Raw genomic sequence first — 16,859 nt, 5'->3', positions numbered from 1 at the left:
TAGCATGGACCCGGTTACAAGTCCACCCTGTTCAGTCGCCCGAGCGCACCCAGCCGGCGTCAAACCAGGATGAAAGCAGCTCCAGCGCATCGTCGCTGGCGGTCGCCAGATCCTTGCGGGACAGAGCCTTGGTGTCAGCCAGCTTGCGCATCAGCGTCGCATCGCGGCCACCTGCCAGATAGCTTTCCCCGTTGATGAAAATGTGCTTTGCGTCATACATCATGCGACTGCGGCGATCCAGCACCACGCTTTCGAACATGCCGTTTTCGTCACCATGCTCAAACCAGACATTGGGCTTGGGCTCGGTCAGGTACTCACCCAGCGCACGCTCCAGTGCCAGAGGTTCGGCCATGGCTTTCTTCAAGGCCTCGCGCGCAAAGTCATACATGCCCTCGGGAATCAGCGCTGGGTTGCTGACCGCTTCCTGCTTGGGGTCCTTGTAGATGACCGGATTCTCGGGTTCGTCCGGCTCGTCCGACATGCGCAGCAGCAACTCGCGCCCCAGCTCGCTACGGTCGGGCGAACGAAAGCCGATGGAATAAGTCATGCACTCACCCTCGGCCACACCGTCGTGCGCCCACTTGGGTGGTAGATACAGCATGTCACCGGGCTCGAGCACGAACTCTTCCTCGGGCTCGAAGTTGGCCAGAATCTTCAAAGGCTTATCGGGCTGCAGCGACAGGTCTTTCTGACGGCCAATGCGCCAGCGGCGCTTGCCATGGGCCTGCAGCAGAAACACGTCATAGCTATCGAAATGCGGACCCACGCCGCCCTGATCGGTGGCAAAGCTGATCATCAGATCATCGAGGCGTGCCTCGGGTACAAAGCGGAATTGCTGCAGCAGCTCGTGCACCTTGGCGTCGTGCATGTCTACGCCCTGCACCAGCACGGTCCAGCCCGGTTTGTTCAGGGCAGGCAGGCTGCGGCGCGACAACGGGCCGTGGCCGAGCTTCCAGTTGCCACCATCGAGCTGCTGGATCAGGCGCGACTCCACACCATCTTCGCCAGCCATGGCCAGCAGACGTGCGCGTGGAATGGGGGCTTTGAACCCCGGGATGGCCTGGCGCACAAGCAAAGGCTTTTTATGCCAGTGCTTGCGCATGAATTGAGAAGCGGTGAGCCCACCAAGCAAGGCGAGCGGCGTATTGATGTCCATGGAAACAGTCCTGCCGTATAAGCAACGGACTGCATTGTCCTATAGCGTCAATAACGCATGCTGGCGTCGATCAAAGCTTTCGCGGAATCAGGCCCTGAGCGCGCGGTACTCGCTGGGAGACATGCCGACATAAGCCTTGAAGGCACGGCTGAAATGGGCGCTGTTGCCAAAGCCGCAGTCCATGGCGATCTCGGTAATGGTGCGGTGCGCCAAGGCTGGCGAATGCAACTCTCTCATGCACAGCTCCAGACGGCTTTGCTGAATGAAGGCGCCCAGCGACAGCTCGCGTCCCGCGAAAGCGTTGTGCAGATGACGCTTGCTGCAGTTGAGTGCCTGCGCCACCTGCTCGACCGAAAGGCCCGGATCACGCATATGGCTGGCCACATGCTCGCAGATGCGGTCATACAGCGCCTGTTTCTGAGTGACGGCCGTGGCTTGGCCCGCCATGGCCTGCAGCGAAAGATGCACCATATCGATCAGCAACTCCCCCGCGCGCCGCGCCAGCGGCGCGGCCATGCTGTCCAGCTCCTGATAGGTGCTGCGCATGGTCTGCAAGGCAATGCGCGCAATACCGCTGCTGCCGCTGACGCTGCGCCCCATGAGGCCGTCGAGCCGCAGGCCCCGGTCGACAATGCTTTGCTTGGGCACCATCATGATCAGGTGCTCGGTATGACTGGGATTGGCGACCTCGTATGGCTGAGAGGTGTCGTAGATCACCCAGTCACCGCTGCTGACACTGACTTGCTGGCCGTTTTGCAGCACCTGGGCATGCCCATCCCATGGAGCCACGATCTTGAGATAGGCCATCTCGCTGTCTCGCAGCTTGTGGGAATCGCGAATCACACGGTGGCGGTCCGCTTCGAGCTTGGTCAGCATCACATCTCCGGCATAGGCGACATTGATACGCCCGTCAAAACGGGTGTCTCCGTACAAATCCGTGTCCAAGCCGGAAAACAGCTGTGCCATCCAGTCATGCCAGGCAGGAGCGGTTTCCTTCTCCGGCAATCCTTCAGTGCTCAGCACTACTGACGCGCTCATGTGCCTTGACTCCTTATCGTGCGCAATCTGCCTGTATCGACAGTCCATAGCGCCATTATCGGCAAGCACGCACTTTCTCGCACAGGGTATCAGCCAGTCTCCCAGCACAGGCCTCAACCCTAGGGAAAACCCGCTACCGGGTGCACGATTCGACAAACCGTTTGTGCGCGCACAGCACAGCACCACCCATCCTGCTTTTCTACGATTGCACTCACCCTGAATCAGGCAAGCACAAGAAATGAGTTGGAGACAAGCCCCGCAGCACAAACATTCTGCGCGGCATCGCACCTGTCTTCGCTCCGTTAGACCCACATCAATGCTTTGATGCACCGCGAAGGAAGCAAACATGATTGAACAAACCATGCTTATCGGCGGACAAGCCGCCCAGGCCAGCAACGGCACCACATTCGAACGCAAGAATCCGCTGGACGGCTCGGTCGCCACACGCGCACCGGCAGCCACAACCGCCGATGCCGTGCGGGCCGTAGAAGCCGCCCAGGCGGCCTTCCCTGCCTGGGCGGCCCTGGGCCCCACAGAACGCAGGCTGATACTGATGAAGGCCTCGCAGGCCCTGGAGGCCAAGGCCGAAGCCTTTGCCGCAGCCATGGCTGCCGAAACTGGCGCCTCCGGCATCTGGGCCGGCTTCAATGTGCATCTGGCCGCCAATATGTTTCTCGAAGCCGCATCGCTGACCACCCAGATCAACGGCCAGCTGATTCCTTCGGATATCCCCGGCAGCATGGCCATGGCCGTGCGCCAGCCCGCCGGCGTGGTGCTGGGCATCGCCCCCTGGAATGCCCCCATCATCCTGGCCGTGCGCGCCATTGCCACGCCCCTGGCCTGCGGAAATACCGTGATCCTCAAGGGCTCGGAGCTGTGCCCTGCCACGCACGGTCTGATCATCGAAGCGCTGCAGGAAGGCGGCTTGCCGCCTGGTGTGGTGAACTTTGTGACCAATGCGCCCGAAGACGCCGGCGCCGTAGTCGAGGCCATGGTGGCTCACCCCGCCGTGCGCCGCGTGAACTTCACGGGCTCGACGCGCGTGGGCCGCATCATCGGCCAGACCTGCGCCAAGTACCTCAAGCCCGTCATTCTGGAGCTGGGCGGCAAGGCTCCGTTCCTGGTCCTGGACGATGCCGATGTGGATGCCGCCGTGGCCGGCTGCACCTTTGGCGCCTTCGCCAACTCGGGCCAGATCTGCATGTCCACCGAACGCATCATCGTGGACGAGGCCGTGGCCGAGGAGTTCATCGCCAAGCTCGTGGCACGCGCCACATCGCTGCCTCTGGGCGACCCACGCCAAGGTCCCGTGGTGCTGGGTTCCGTCGTGGACATGAACACCGTGAACCGCGTCAACGAACTCATCGACGACGCCGTCGCCAAGGGTGCCAGGATTCTTTGCGGCGGCAAGGCCAGCGACACCCTCATGGCCGCCACACTGTTAGACGGCGTGACGCCCGAGATGCGAATCTTCCGAGAAGAGACCTTTGCCCCGGTGAAAGCCATCGTGCGCGTGCGTGGCGAAGAGCAGGCCATTGCCATGGCCAACGACAACGAGTTCGGCCTGTCTTCCGCCGTCTACACCAGGGACACAGCGCGCGGCTGGCGCGTGGCCGGCCGCATCGAAGCCGGTATCTGTCATGTCAACGGTCCCACCGTGCACGACGAGGCACAGATGCCTTTCGGCGGCGTGAAGAACTCGGGCTACGGCCACTTTGGCGGCCAGGCCGGTATCGATGCCTTTACCGACACCCGCTGGATCACCATGCAGACCACCGCACGTCACTACCCCTTCTAAAGCGTCCAGGACAGCAGTCGTAGCCGGCAGGCATGACTCCTGTCTTCGCTTGAAACCTCCATCGCGGGCATTGGGCCATGAGGCAAATACCTCAGGTGCAGCGCCAGCATGGGCAAGGTGCAAACCCAAGCTTGCGCCTTGTGTCTGCCGACCATCACAGAACCACCGGAGACTCACGTTGAAAAATCTATACCCACTGGCCCTGGCAGCCCTGCTGTCAGGTCTCAGTCTCTCCGCCTCGGCGGCGGACTCTCAAAGCACCAGCCCAGGCCAGCGTTACTACGAAAAGACCTGCGCCAAATGCCATGAGGCCGGCATAGGCCCTGTCATCAAGGGCCGCGGTTTTCCTCCCCAGACCTACATGATCATCGCGCGCAACGGCATGAACGCCATGCCGGCCTTTCGCGTGACCGATATCGACGACGCCACGCTGGAAGATCTGGCCAACTATCTGTCCAAGACAGAGGCCCCCAAGGCTGCCGAGCCCGTCAAAAAGTAAAGAGGACGATGTGATGCAAACCGATCGCCGCTCTCTACTCAAAGGCCTGGCCGCTGCAGGCCTAGCTGTCTCCGGCATGGGCCTGACACAAGTGGCCTCCGCGCTGACCGGCAAGACTGCTGCGTCCAGCGACGTGCTGGCCGTGACCTCCGCCCTGCACGGATCCGCCCTGGATGCTGCCTTTGCGGCCGGTGTTCAAGACACCGCCCTTGGCGCAGCCCACACCGGCCTGCAAGGCCTGGACAGTGCCGCCTTCAACCAATTGGGCGAGCTGCTGGCCGACGGCAAACAAACCCTGCTGGTAGGCCTGCTCGATGACGCCTCGGCCACGCTGGTGCTGGACCTTGTTCGCTCCAGCGGTGGCCGCGTGCTGGCTGTCGAGAACCACCGCGTGGACAGCGCCGCCGCCGACTGGGCCCGGGCACTAGGCCAATCGCTGGTCTCGGGCCAAGCCATGAACACCCCCGCAGCAGTCGCCGGCAACGAAGCCCGCGTGTCTTTTCGCTGCGTGATCTAAAACAAGGAAAGCAGAGCATGACAAGCAAATACATGGCCCTGCCCAAGGGCATGAGCGAGAGCAGCTTTGACGCCGCCATCGCCAAGTTCAAGAAAGCCCTGGGCGAAGACAATGTGATGATCAAGGACGAGCTGGTTCGTCCCTACACCAAGGTGATGATGGCTGTGCCCACCGAAGAGCACACACCATCGGCCGTGGTGACCGCCACCACCGTGGAGCAGGTGCAGCAAGTCGTCAAGATCTGCAACGAGCACAAGGTGCCCGTATGGACCATCTCCACCGGCCGCAACTTCGGCTACGGCTCGGCCGCACCGGGCCAGCGCGGCCAGGTGGTGCTGGATCTGCGCAAGATGAACAAGATCATCCACGTGGACCCCGAACTGTGCACGGCCCTGGTCGAGCCTGGCGTGACCTACCAGATGCTCTACGACTACCTCGAAGAGAACAAGATTCCCTTGATGCTGTCGTTCTCGGCACCTTCGGCCATTGCCGGCCCGCTGGGCAACACCATGGACCGCGGCGTGGGCTACACCCCCTATGGCGAACACTTCATGATGCAGTGCGGCATGGAAGTGGTGATGGCCAACGGCGATGTGCTGCGCACCGGCATGGGCGGCGTCAAGGGCGACAAGGCCTGGCAGGTGTTCAAGTGGGGCTACGGCCCGACGCTGGATGGCATGTTCACCCAGTCCAACTACGGCATCTGCACCAAGATGGGTTTCTGGCTGATGCCCAAGCCCCCGGTCTTCAAGCCGCTGGAAATCCAGTTCGACGAAGACAGCGATATCTCCGAGATCGTGGAATTCATCCGCCCCCTGCGCATCGCCCAGGTCATCCCCAACTCGGTGGTGATTGCCGGCGTGCTGTGGGAAGCATCCACCTGCAACACCCGCCGCTCGGACTACACCACCGCGCCCGGCCATACACCGGACGCCATCCTCAAGCAGATCCAGAAAGACAAGCACCTGGGCGCCTGGAATGTCTACGCCGCGCTGTACGGCACCAGGGAGCAGGTCGACGTCAACTTCAAGATCGTGCAGGACGCGCTCAGAAAGCTGGGCAAGGGCCGCTTGATCACCGAGGAGATGGCCGGCGACACCCAGCCCTTCAAGTACCGTGCCCAACTCATGTCGGGCGTGCCCAACCTGCAGGAATTCGGCCTCTACAACTGGCGCGGGGGTGGCGGCTCGATGTGGTTTGCCCCTGTGTCGCAGGCGCGCGGCAGCGAGTGCGACAAGCAGAAGTCGCTGGCCAAGAAGATCCTCAACAAGCATGGCCTGGACTATGTGGGCGAGTTCATCGTCGGCTGGCGCGACATGCACCATGTCATCGACGTACTGTACGACCGCAGCAACGAAGAGGAAACCAAGCGTGCCAACGCCTGCTTTGCCGAGCTGCTGGACGAGTTCGAAAAGGAAGGCTATGCCGTGTACCGCGTGAACACGGCCTTCCAGGAGCGCGTGGCGCAGAGCTACGGTCCGGTCAAGCGCGATATCGAGCGCAAAATCAAGCGTGCCCTGGACCCCAATGGGATTCTGGCTCCGGGTAAGTGCGGGATAGATATTTAAGCGCCCCCTGAGGCGCTACGCGCCTTCCCCCTCTCTGCTTCGCGGAGGGGGACGACAGCCTCGCTGCGGGGCGGCCCTTGCTCGCTGCCCCTTGATTGGGGCATGCCTGCTTCAGTGCTGCGCCCTGGCTTCAATTTTTAAAGCCACCTGATTTGAAAACGCCAGGTGGCTTTCTTTTTTTCCTGATCACTACCGAATCAATAGCTTCCAGCGCTTTACTACATTGAGCTCAAGGCCAATTTGATGCTTAATTCAGCAAGCTTGATGCCTGCACACCAGCCCTGAACTGGGCCGGAGTCTGCCCCGTGTGCTGCTTGAACAAACGGCTCAGATGCGCGCCGCTGGCAAAGCCGCTGGCCAGCGCCAGCTCCGTCAGGGTGCAGTGACGGTTGGCAGGACTGAGCAGCTCACGCTGGAACAGGGCCACGCGCTCGGCCCAGATATGCTGGCTGATGGACAGGCTCTCATCGGCAAAGGCGTTGTAGAGATGGCGCTTGCTGCAGTTGAGCGCGGCGGCCACGGCATCCACGCTCAGGGCCGGATCGCGCAGATGCTGGCGCACATAGGCCTTGATGCGGCCCAGCAGCAGCTCGCTGGCGCTCAGCGAGGCCGCACGGCCACAGGCATCGAGCAGGGACAGCTGGATCAGCTGCAGCAGCGAATCCGTCACATGCTGGGCCAGTCCCTGGCCCATGGCCCGGCATTCGGCGAACGTGCCGCGCATCATGTCCAGCGCAATGCGGGACACGCCTTCGCTGCCTCCCACATAGCGCCCCATGAGGCCGTCAATGGCGCGGCAATGGTCTTCGAAGCGGCTTTTGGGCAGGGTGATGATCAGGTGCTCGCACCACTCCGGGTTGAGCACCTCGTACTCCTGGGTGGTGTCATAGATCAGCCACTGGCCGCTGCGCGCCACGGCCTCGCGTCCGTTCTGGCAGACGCGGGCTTCGCCGTGCCAGGGGGCCACGATCTTGAGGAAGTCGGTGCTGTGACGAGCCATGCTGGCCGAAGTGCGCCGCACGCGATGACGACCGGCCTCGATCCGGGTCATGCCCACCGCCCCCAGCTCGAAGGTGCCCAGCCGCGCCGAGAAATGGTGGTCGCCATAAACATCGCTCTCGAGTCCGTAAAGCGTGGACATCCAGTGCTGCCAGGCACCCACGGCTTGAGCACCTTGCATCTCGGTCATCTTCTCGATCACTTGGTTGGCAGGAATGTCTGGCCGCATCTGGGCTCCTGAAGAAGTAACAGGATGCTTCATTATCCCCAGCTGCGCGGACCCGGGTCCGGGCAAAACCGGCGCCTCGCAGGGAAATCAGTGTTTACCCACAGACACTTGCATGCTCAGACAAGACGCAATGCACGCCCAGACAAACCCCTGTCTACGCGATTTCCTACGATGGCCGAAGAACCCGGACACCCGTCCATCAAAAAGGAGACAAGCATGACATTCGCCGACAAGCGTTGTGTTCTCAAGAGCCTGGTCGCGGCCACTGCCCTGGCGGGTCTGTGGGGCGCGGCCCTGGCCCAGGAAGCGCCCAAGTCCATCCGCATCGGCTGGGCAATTGCCAAGACGGGCGTCAACGCGGGCGGTACCTCCGTGACCACGGCACCCAACTACAAGCTTTGGGTCAAGGAGATCAACGACGCCGGCGGCATCCTGCTCAAGGCCTATGGCAAGCGCGTGCCCATCGAGGTCATCGAATACGACGACCGCTCCAGCACCGAGGAGGCCGTGCGCGCCACCGAGCGCCTGATCACCCAGGACAAGGTCGACTTCGTGCTGCCGCCCTGGGGCACGGGCTCCAACCTGGCCGTAGGGCCGACCTACGAGAAGCACAAATACCCGCTGCTGGCCGCCACCTCGGTGACCGACAAGGCCCCCGATCTGGCCAAGCGCTGGAAACACGCCTTCTTCTTCCTGGGCACGGGCGGCGAATATGCCGAGGGTCTGGTCGCGCTGCTGCAGCAGGCCAAGAAGGACGGCAAGATCAACAACAAGATCGCCATGATCAACATCGCCGACGGCTTTGGCGTCGAGCTGGCCAATGCCACGCGCAAGGCCGCCAAGCAGCATGGCTTCGAGCTGGTCTACGACAAGAGCTATCCGATCGGCACGCAGGACATGACGCCCATCATCAACGAGGCCAAGGGCAAAGGGGCCGACACCTTCGTAGCCTACTCCTACCCGCCCGACACCATGCTGATCAACGAGCAGGCCAGGACGCTGGGCCTGGCTCCCAAGGTGCTGTTCACCGGCGTGGGCACGCAATTCCCCATGTTCAAGGGCAAGTTCGGCGCTGCGGCCGAAGGCGTGATGGCACCGGGCGGCATCGATGCCGGCAACCCGCAGATGCAGGCCTACCTCAAGCGCTTCAAGGAAGTGACCGGCCAGGAATCGGACCGCTTTGCCAGCCCCATCGTCTACACCTCGCTGCAGATGCTGCAGCAGGCCATCGAGCGCGTGGGCAAGATCGATCGCGCCGCCGTGACCCAGGAGCTCAAGAGCGGCAGCTTCGAGACTGTGCTCGGCCCCGTGAAGCTGGAAAACCAGCAACTGACCAAGCTCTGGCATGTGGGCCAGTGGCAGAACGGCGAGTTCAATGCGATTGCGCCGACCAACCGGGCGGGGGTTAGGCCCGCGGTGATTCCGCGGGTCACCCCCTGAGCGGCTATGCCGCTTCCCCCTCTCTCTACGCGCTTCGCGCTTGGGAGGGGGACGATGCCATCGCCGCGAGGCGGCTCTTGCTCGGCATCTCTGATACCCCATGGCCACCAGTGTGCCCAGCTCCGCAAGAACTATCAAAACAAGATCTGGTTGCGCATGTCTCGCTTTCACTATGCATTGATTTCATAACAAGAACAATGAATCACCAGCGGTATACGCTATGAATTTAATAGACATCCTTCTCGCTGGCGCCATGCTGGGCGGGCTCTACGGCCTGGTGGCCATGGGGCTGACACTGCAGTACGGCGTGGCGCGCATCATGAATCTCTCGTATGGGGAGTTTCTGATTGCGCCGGCCTTTCTGGCCTTTTTTGCGGTGAGCAGCTGGGGTATTTCACCGCTGCTTCTGGTGCTGCTGGTGGTGCCGCTGGGCTTTGCCATCCAGTGGCTGATCTATCAGCTGCTGCTGACCCCGCTGGTGCGCCGCGCCAAGGGCGGACCGGCGCTGGAGGTGGATTCGATTCTGGCCACCTTCGGCATGCTGTTCGTCGTACAGGGCGTCATGCTGGTGATGTTCGGCGGCGACTATCACAGCTACAGCTATCTGGCCAAGCCTGTGGAGATCCTGGGCAGCAAGGTCGCGGCCAACCGTCTGCTGGTGCTGGGCTTTGCGATCGTGCTGGGCGGCGGCCTGTACCTGCTGCTGACGCGCACCCGCGCCGGCGCCGTGGTGCGCGCCGTGTCCGTGGCACCGCAGTTCGCACATCTGGTCGGCATCAATGTGCGCAGCACGGCGGCACTGGCCTACGGTCTGGGCGGTGCGCTAGTGGCGGTCTGCGGCGTGCTGGTCAGCATGTTTCTGCCCTTCTCGGCCGGCATGGGCACCATGTTTGCCATGAAGGCGCTGATCGTCGTCATCATGGGCGGCGTGGGCAATCTCATGGGTTGCCTGGTCGCCGGCATGCTGCTGGGCTTTGCCGAGACGCTGGTGGCCTCCTTTGTCGACCCCGGCCTGACGCTGGCCGTCAATTACGCGGTGTTCCTGCTGGTGCTGCTGTTCAAGCCCACAGGGCTGTTCGGGAGGGCCGCACGATGAATCCGAACCATCGCAAGGAAATCCTGATCTGGGCCGTCAGCGCCGCCGCCCTGTTGGGCCTGGCACTGCTGCCGCGCTGGCTGACGGACGAGTACTACCTCTCGCTCATGATCAGCATCCTGATGTACTGCGTGCTGGCCACGGCCTGGGCGCTGTTCTCGGGACCGACGCGCTATATCTCGCTGGCCACGGTCGCCTTCTTCGGCATGGGCGCCTATGTCACCGCCGTGTTCGGCGAGTCCCTGCCCTGGGCCGCCGTGCTCGGCATTGCAGCCGGCGTGGGCCTGGTCATGGCATTGATCGTGGGGCTGTCCACGCTGCGGCTGTCGGGCGTGTACTTTGTGATCTTCAGCTTTGGCCTGGCCGAGCTGGTCAAGCAGCTCGTCACCTGGTGGGAAGTCAACATCACCAAGGATCTGGGCCGCTATGTATTCGTGGAGATCACCCAGCTCGATATCTACTGGCAGCTGTTGGCCATGCTGGCCCTGGTGCTGGCGCTGCGCGCCCTCATCAACCGCTCGCGCCTGGGTCTGGCGCTGCGCGTGATCGGCGAGGACGAGACCGTGGCCACCCATGTGGGCATCAACACCACCACGGCCAAGCTGCTGCTGTTTGCCGTCAGCGCCGTGTTCATCACCGTCACGGGCGCCATCATGGCTCCGCGCTGGACCTATATCGACCCCAGCATTGCCTTTGCTCCCGCCGTCTCGTTCCAGACGCTGATCATGGCCTTGCTCGGCGGTGCCGGCGCGCTGTTCGGCCCGATTCTGGGGGCCGTGCCGCTGGTGCTGCTATTCGAGTACCTGGGTGCCAACTTCCCCAACCATTTCTCGATTCTGCTGGGCCTGGTGTTCATCGTGATCGTCTACTTCATTCCCCAGGGTCTGTCTGGCGTGCTGGCCAGGCTGCTGGGCAGGGATGCGGCCAGCAAGGGAGACCAGCCATGAAGACCGCCACCCTGCTTTCCGTGCGCGGCGCCACCAGGCGCTTTGGCGGCCTGGTGGCCGTCAACGAACTGAGCTTTGACGTCTACCCGGGCGAGGTCGTGGGCCTGCTCGGCCCCAATGGATCGGGCAAGACCACGGCCATGAATCTGATCTCGGGCGCCCTGCCCGTCAACAGCGGCGAGATCGTATTCAACGGCAAGCCCATCCACCAGCTCAAAAGCCACCAGATCGCCCGCCTGGGCGTGGCGCGCACCTTCCAGCTGGTCAAGGTGCTGGGCTCCATGAGCTGCACCGACAACGTCATCGCCGGCATGGCCTTCAAGCCCCGACCACTATTTGGCAAACCTGCTGCTGCGCGTGCCCTGCAACTGCTCAATCAGGTGGGTCTGGCCGAATTTGCGAATACTCCTGCAGGCGACCTCACCTATATCAACCAGAAGCGCCTGGAGCTGGCCCGCGCGCTGGCGCTGGAGCCGCAGATCCTGCTGCTCGACGAATGGCTGGCCGGACTGAACCCCACCGAGCTGCAGCAGGGCATTGCGCTGATCCGGCAGCTGCAGGCCACAGGGCTGACGATTCTCATGGTCGAACATGTGATGGACGCCGTGCACGCGCTGTGCAGCCGCTGCGTGGTGATGAACGCGGGCACGAAAATCGCCGACGGCCCCACGGCCCAGGTGCTCAAAGAGCCCGAGGTGGTACGTGCCTACCTGGGGGAAGATGTGAGTGCAGATGAAGACCAGCCAGCGGAGGCCCGCCATGCTTGAAGTGCGCAATATCTCGGTGAGCTACGGCAAGCATGAGGCGCTGCACCAGGTCAGCCTCCAGGTGCAGCCCGGCGAGCTGGTCGTCATGCTGGGCGCCAACGGAGCGGGCAAGTCCAGCCTGCTCAAGGCGCTGGGCGGCATGGTCATGCCGCAGGCCGGGGCCAGCGCCCAGCTGGCCGGCCAGGAGCTGATGCAGCTGCCCCAGCATGCCATCGTGCAAGCCGGCCTGGCCCTGGTGCCCGAGGGGCGCGGCGTGTTCGGCGATCTCAGCGTCAAGGAAAACCTGCTGCTGGGTGCCCAGCCCCGGCGCGCCCGCGCCAACGAGGCCCGCAATCTGGAGCAGGTCTTCGCCCTCTTTCCCAAGCTGCGCGACCGCCTGACCCAGGCCGTGCGCACCATGAGCGGCGGCGAGCAGCAGATGGTGGCCGTGGGCCGCGCTCTCATGAGCCAGCCCGATATCCTGTTGCTGGACGAGCCTTCGCTGGGCCTGTCGCCGCTGATGTGCAAAGAGCTGTTCGCAGCCCTGGCGCGCATCAAGACACTGGGCATGGGCGTGCTGCTGGTGGAACAGAACGCGCGCCAGAGCCTGGCTATTGCCGACCGTGGCTACTTGCTGGAAACCGGGCGCATCGTGGGCGAAGGCTCTGCCACAGAACTCAGCAACAGCCCCGCCGTGCGCCGCGCTTATTTGGGCGGTGAACACTGAACACTGAAAAGGAGACCCAAAAATGATCGAACAAAAAATGCTGATAGCCGGCCAGGAATGCGCAGCCGGCAATGGCGCGACTTTTGAACGCAGGAACCCGCTGGATGGCAGCGTGGCCACACGCGCTCCGGCAGCCACGACCGAGGATGCGATCCGCGCCTGCGATGCAGCGGCAGCAGCCTTCCCCGCCTGGTCGCAACTGGGGCCGAACGCCCGCCGCGCCATGCTGATGAAGGCCTCGCAGGCGCTGGAAGCCAAGGGCGAAGCGATTGCCGCGGCCATGGCTGCCGAGACCGGCGCCTCGGGCATCTGGGCCGGCTTCAACGTGCATCTGGCCGCCAGCATGCTGCTGGAAGCGGCTTCGCTGACCACGCAGATCAATGGCGAGATCATTCCCTCCGACGTGCCCGGCAGCGTGGCCATGGCCGTGCGCCAGCCCGCCGGCGTGGTGCTCGGTATCGCGCCCTGGAATGCCCCCGTGATTCTGGCCGTGCGCAGCATCTCCACGGCCCTGGCCTGCGGCAATACCGTGATTCTCAAGGGATCGGAACTCTGCCCTGCCACCCACGGCCTGATCATCGAGGCGTTGCAGGACGCCGGCCTGCCCGCCGGCGTGGTGAACTTTGTGACCAATGCCCCTGCCGATGCAGGCGCTGTGGTTGAAGCCATCGTGGCCCACCCGGCCGTGCGCCGCGTGAGCTTTACCGGCTCCACGCGCGTGGGCCGCATCATCGGCCAGACCTGTGCCAGGCATCTCAAGCCCGCACTGCTGGAGCTCGGCGGCAAGGCCCCCTTCCTGGTGCTGGACGATGCCGATATCGATGCGGCCGTGAACGCCGCCACCTTTGGCGCGTTTGCCAACTCGGGCCAGATCTGCATGTCCACCGAGCGCTTCGTGGTGGATAACAAGGTGGCCGACGAGTTCATCGCCAAGTTTGCCGCCAAGGCCCGCAGCCTGCCTCTGGGCGACCCGCGCAAGGGGCCCGTGGTGCTGGGCTCGGTGGTCGATCTGGCCACGGTGGAGCGCTGCAATGCCATGATCGACGACGCGCTGGCCAAGGGCGCAAAACTGGTCTGCGGCGGCAAGGCCGAGAGCACCCTGATGCCCGCCACACTGATCGACCATGTGACGCCGGCGATGCGCATCTTCCACGAGGAGAGCTTTGGCCCGGTCAAGGGCATCGTGCGCGTGAACGGCGAGGAAGAAGCGATTGCCACGGCCAATGACAACGAGTTCGGTCTGTCCTCGGCAGTCTTCACCCGGGACACGGCCCGCGGCTGGCGTGTGGCTGCGCGCATCGAGGCCGGCATCTGCCATATCAACGGCCCCACGGTGCATGACGAAGCCCAGATGCCGTTTGGCGGCGTCAAGGCATCGGGTTATGGCCATTTCGGCGGCCAGCAGGGCATCAATGCCTTTACCGAAACCCGCTGGGTGACCATGCAGACCTCGGAACGCCACTACCCGTTCTAAGCTGCCTCAACAAGAAGCCGCCCGCGCATTGCTGCAGGGCGGCTTCTGTATTTTTGATAGCTATCAGCACTTGCTGGACAAGCGCCAGCTGGCCAAAAGGGGCGTCAGGCGAAGTCGTCATCGAAGAAACCGCCACCATCATCCCAGCTGCCGCTGGCCGCACTATCTATGCTGCCCAGTCCCGCGTCGTTGGCCAGGCTTGAGGTGTCGCCAGCGCTGTTATGCAGGTTCTGCGAAGCGCTTTGTGCTACCTGGCTGTCGCCACCGCCGAACAGGCCGTTGGCACCGGCATGGTGATTGCCCATCAGGTTTTCCAGACCATTGAATAAAAACATGCCGCCCGCCACACCGGCTGCCGCAGCGGCGGCACTGCCCAGAAAGCTGCCGCCTGCTGCCGTTGCAGGCGCTGCTGGCGCGGCATAGGCTTGCGGTGTGGCAGTACGCGTCGAAGCTCCGCCGCCAAAGAAACGCTCACGCCAGCTGGATGGCTGGGATGGCTGAGCCGCAGCCTGAGCAGCATAGGAAGGCTGGGCAGCGCCTTGCGCATAAGAATCAGGCGCGCGGCCAAAGTGCGTATCGAGGCCGCCCGAAAGAAAGCTGCCCGCGCCCTGCTGGCCAAGTCCCTGGCCCTGCTGGAGCTGTTGCACCCGCTGCTGCAGCTCGGAGATCTGCTGCTGCGCCTGCTGCATGGCTTGTTCCAGCATCAAGGTACGCTGGGCAAGCCAGTAGGTGGCATCGGGCGCAGCGCTCAGTCCATGGCGCAGCTCGGCGTCGGCCTGGGCGTCCTTGGGCTGGCCCTGGGTCAGCGTCAGCCTGGCGCACAGGTCTTGCAGCAGTTGTTGTTCTTGAGGGGTCATGATGCTTTCCTTTCAGCCCACTGATTACTTGCACCGAATATGTGGTCAGTATGGGCGCCTGCAAGAGCGCGAATGTGAAGTTCAGGCAATCTCTCTTTGCCGTATGTAACAAAAGGCCCGCTCTGCAATGCCAAGCCGTGCGTGGGACAATGCCTGCCATTGCGCCACGGCCGTGGCGGCGTTTCAAAGTCTGCTGCGGAACTGGTCCGCAGCCCACCAACTGCATACACACACCATGGAAGTTACCCAACAATGCGTGGTCGCTCTGACCTGGACACTGAAAGACACCCTGGGCGAAGAGCTGGACGTGCTGGACGAGCCGGTTGAGTTCCTCATCGGCGGCGACGACCTGTTCAAGCGCATCGAGGAAGCCCTGCAAGGCCATGTGGTCGGCGATGAACTGGACCTGCACCTGGAGCCGGAAGAGGCTTTCGGCGACTACAACGAAAACCTGATCTTTCTGGAAAAGCGCGAGCTGTTCCCCGAAGAGATCGAGGAAGGCATGACCTTCGAGTCCAGCGCCATGCCCAAGGGCACCAACCCCGTGCCGGCCGATCTGCTCTACACCGTCACCGAGATCTATCCCGAGCATGTGGTGCTGGACGGCAATCACCCGCTGGCCGGCATTGCCATTCGTCTGCATCTGAAGATCGCGGCCGTGCGCGAAGCCACGGAAGAGGAAGTGGGCCGCGGTACCGCCGGTACGGGCTTTTTCCGCATCGAGCCCCTGGCTCCGGGCAATGAAACGGTTCATTAATCCCCCTGAGGCGCTGTGCGCCTTCCCCCAAGGGGGACGGCAGCCTTGCCGCAGGGCGGCCTTTGCTCTCTGCCTCTAACTTGGTGTGCGCCAGTTTTAGGCCAACAAAAAAGGGACTCCTGCACGGAGTCCCTTTTGCATGGAGCAAGCCTGTTTACTGGCGGTAGACCTGATTGCCGTCCACACGCACATACTCGCCGATATTGAGCTGCGGGGGCTGCTGGTAGTCAAAGGCGCGCACGCTGCCGTCACGCATTTGCACCGTCACGCGATAGATATCGCGCACGCTGCCGCCGCCCACGCTGTTTTGCACGGCGTTACCGGCCAGTGCACCGCCCACCACGCCGGCAATCGTGGCCAGCGTACGGCCCGAGCCCTTGCCCACCTGGTTGCCCAGCACGCCGCCGATCACGCCGCCGGCAATCGCACCGCCAGCGCCGATGCCGCTGCTGTCCTGCACACGCACGGTCTCGATATTGAGCACGCGGGCCTGCTGCACATTGTTGTATTGATAGCAGTTGTTGTCGTAGCCGTTTTGCTGGCCGTAGTTGTCACCGTAGCCACTGCCGTTGCGGTTCAGACCGCAGTTGTTATTGGGATAGGTCTGTGCGGGGTAGCTACCCACCGGGTAGGAGGTCGTGGGATAGGTCGCATTGGCTGCACCAGGAAAGCCCGTACCCGAGTGCCCACCTTGATAGACCGAGCCCTGGTATCCGCCCTGAGGCATGGGGTAGCTGTTTTGATACGTCCCCTGGGGATAGGCCACGCAGGCGGTAAGAGCAATGGCGACAGCCGCCACCGTCGCGATGCGGCTCAGGCTTTGAATGGCTTGCATGAGAAATCTCCTGTGGGCGCCGGCCTTCCTGCCTGCGCCACTGAACTGTTGTGAATCTTCTGAAGAGCGAACTCTGGCTCGACTTTCCACTAGAACGCGTCAGACAGCATCCGGGACGACAGCTTTCACATTTGCTAACAATGGCTCGTAAAAGATCGCCAGCAGAAGACTCTTCA

General features: G+C 63.0%; 16 protein-coding genes. 11 read left to right on the top strand and 5 right to left on the bottom strand.

The genetic code is table 11. The features are described from left to right. Positions 1-31 precede the first annotated feature (31 nt). Both QMY55_RS06230 and QMY55_RS06225 read right to left on the bottom strand, forming a co-directional pair. On the bottom strand, positions 32-1,156 hold the full coding sequence (locus QMY55_RS06230; protein ID WP_283487804.1) for a cupin domain-containing protein: 1,125 nt from the start codon (positions 1,154-1,156) through the stop codon (positions 32-34). An 87-nt stretch (positions 1,157-1,243) separates the two neighbouring features. Continuing rightward, positions 1,244-2,194 (bottom strand): AraC-like ligand-binding domain-containing protein, encoded by a 951-nt coding sequence (locus QMY55_RS06225; RefSeq protein ID WP_283487803.1) that lies wholly within the window; start codon positions 2,192-2,194, stop codon positions 1,244-1,246. 346 nt (positions 2,195-2,540) lie between these two features. Between QMY55_RS06225 and QMY55_RS06220 the strand changes: the two genes are divergently transcribed. From QMY55_RS06220 to QMY55_RS06205, 4 genes are all read left to right on the top strand, one after another. Continuing rightward, positions 2,541-3,992: an aldehyde dehydrogenase gene (locus QMY55_RS06220; protein WP_283487802.1), complete on the top strand. Its 1,452-nt coding sequence runs from the start codon at positions 2,541-2,543 to the stop codon at positions 3,990-3,992. Between the two features lie 178 nt (positions 3,993-4,170). Next, positions 4,171-4,491 (top strand): c-type cytochrome, encoded by a 321-nt coding sequence (locus tag QMY55_RS06215; protein ID WP_283487801.1) that lies wholly within the window; start codon positions 4,171-4,173, stop codon positions 4,489-4,491. 13 nt (positions 4,492-4,504) lie between these two features. Continuing rightward, complete coding sequence (locus QMY55_RS06210; protein ID WP_283487800.1) at positions 4,505-5,008, top strand: hypothetical protein; 504 nt, start codon at positions 4,505-4,507, stop codon at positions 5,006-5,008. A 17-nt stretch (positions 5,009-5,025) separates the two neighbouring features. Beyond that, a complete protein-coding gene (locus tag QMY55_RS06205) occupies positions 5,026-6,576 on the top strand; it encodes an FAD-binding oxidoreductase (protein ID WP_283487799.1) in 1,551 nt (516 codons plus the stop codon). Positions 6,577-6,823: 247 nt separating this feature from the next. Here the strand turns inward: QMY55_RS06205 and QMY55_RS06200 are convergent, their stop codons facing one another. Then, the gene (locus tag QMY55_RS06200) at positions 6,824-7,804 is read right to left on the bottom strand and encodes an AraC family transcriptional regulator (RefSeq protein ID WP_283487798.1); all 981 of its coding nucleotides are present in this window, start codon (positions 7,802-7,804) and stop codon (positions 6,824-6,826) included. 216 nt (positions 7,805-8,020) lie between these two features. On the opposite strand from QMY55_RS06200, the gene QMY55_RS06195 reads away from it, so the two are divergent. From QMY55_RS06195 to QMY55_RS06170, 6 genes are all read left to right on the top strand, one after another. Continuing rightward, positions 8,021-9,244 (top strand): amino acid ABC transporter substrate-binding protein, encoded by a 1,224-nt coding sequence (locus QMY55_RS06195; protein ID WP_283487797.1) that lies wholly within the window; start codon positions 8,021-8,023, stop codon positions 9,242-9,244. Positions 9,245-9,464: 220 nt separating this feature from the next. Continuing rightward, positions 9,465-10,340 carry a branched-chain amino acid ABC transporter permease gene (locus tag QMY55_RS06190; protein ID WP_283487796.1) on the top strand — a complete coding sequence of 292 codons (876 nt, stop codon included), beginning with the start codon at positions 9,465-9,467 and terminating at the stop codon, positions 10,338-10,340. Continuing rightward, complete coding sequence (locus QMY55_RS06185) at positions 10,337-11,287, top strand: branched-chain amino acid ABC transporter permease (protein WP_283487795.1); 951 nt, start codon at positions 10,337-10,339, stop codon at positions 11,285-11,287. Before QMY55_RS06190 ends, QMY55_RS06185 begins: the two co-directional genes overlap by 4 nt. Further along, positions 11,284-12,054: an ABC transporter ATP-binding protein gene (locus tag QMY55_RS06180; RefSeq protein WP_283487794.1), complete on the top strand. Its 771-nt coding sequence runs from the start codon at positions 11,284-11,286 to the stop codon at positions 12,052-12,054. The genes QMY55_RS06185 and QMY55_RS06180 overlap by 4 nt, the downstream gene beginning before the upstream one ends. Beyond that, positions 12,047-12,760 carry an ABC transporter ATP-binding protein gene (locus QMY55_RS06175; protein ID WP_283487793.1) on the top strand — a complete coding sequence of 238 codons (714 nt, stop codon included), beginning with the start codon at positions 12,047-12,049 and terminating at the stop codon, positions 12,758-12,760. The genes QMY55_RS06180 and QMY55_RS06175 overlap by 8 nt, the downstream gene beginning before the upstream one ends. A gap of 22 nt (positions 12,761-12,782) precedes the next feature. Then, positions 12,783-14,234: an aldehyde dehydrogenase gene (locus QMY55_RS06170; protein ID WP_283487792.1), complete on the top strand. Its 1,452-nt coding sequence runs from the start codon at positions 12,783-12,785 to the stop codon at positions 14,232-14,234. A gap of 104 nt (positions 14,235-14,338) precedes the next feature. Here the strand turns inward: QMY55_RS06170 and QMY55_RS06165 are convergent, their stop codons facing one another. After that, on the bottom strand, positions 14,339-15,091 hold the full coding sequence (locus QMY55_RS06165; protein WP_283487791.1) for a DUF2076 family protein: 753 nt from the start codon (positions 15,089-15,091) through the stop codon (positions 14,339-14,341). 235 nt (positions 15,092-15,326) lie between these two features. Here QMY55_RS06165 and QMY55_RS06160 point away from each other — a divergent pair, with 235 nt between their 5' ends. Further along, positions 15,327-15,848, top strand: a complete 522-nt coding sequence (locus tag QMY55_RS06160) for an FKBP-type peptidyl-prolyl cis-trans isomerase (protein ID WP_283487790.1) — start codon at positions 15,327-15,329, stop codon at positions 15,846-15,848. A 154-nt stretch (positions 15,849-16,002) separates the two neighbouring features. On the opposite strand, the gene QMY55_RS06155 is transcribed toward QMY55_RS06160, so the two are convergent. Beyond that, entirely contained in the window at positions 16,003-16,683 is a 681-nt protein-coding gene (locus QMY55_RS06155; RefSeq protein WP_283487789.1) for an outer membrane lipoprotein, read from the bottom strand. Positions 16,684-16,859 lie beyond the last annotated feature (176 nt).

The organism is Comamonas resistens, assembly GCF_030064165.1.
Lineage (GTDB): Bacteria > Pseudomonadota > Gammaproteobacteria > Burkholderiales > Burkholderiaceae_C > Comamonas > Comamonas resistens.
Note: the sequence above shows the minus strand (reverse complement) of the source record. Positions and strands in the feature narration are given on the sequence as shown.